Origin of the sequence: Acinetobacter sp. USHLN143 (genome assembly GCF_037145695.1) — a bacterium.
Lineage (GTDB): Bacteria > Pseudomonadota > Gammaproteobacteria > Pseudomonadales > Moraxellaceae > Acinetobacter > Acinetobacter fasciculus.
In genome coordinates this window covers 1-220 of record NZ_JBBCWZ010000353.1, presented here as the reverse complement: position 1 = coordinate 220, position 220 = coordinate 1, and the positions used below count along the sequence as shown (strand labels likewise).

The window sequence follows — 220 nt, the reverse complement described above, 5'->3', positions numbered from 1 at the left end:
TCAATCAATAATTGAACCGCTCTTTCTCTGATTTCAGGGGTATATTTTAATTTTGTCATCGGGATAGTCTCTCAGAATATTGACTCTCCGACAAACCCGGTACGGTTCAAACAGTTAAACGTTTAGGCAGGACATTATGGAAAAAATGGTCAGGCTATCATCGCCGCAGTTTGGTGGAAACCAAGATGCATTGCATCAAATTATTAGGCGATAAATTAAT

At 38.6% G+C, this 220-nt stretch carries 1 pseudogene; it reads left to right on the top strand.

What is annotated here, in order from left to right:
* Positions 1-104 precede the first annotated feature (104 nt).
* Positions 105-220: pseudogene (locus WFH18_RS18360) on the top strand (IS5/IS1182 family transposase); the annotation flags it as partial.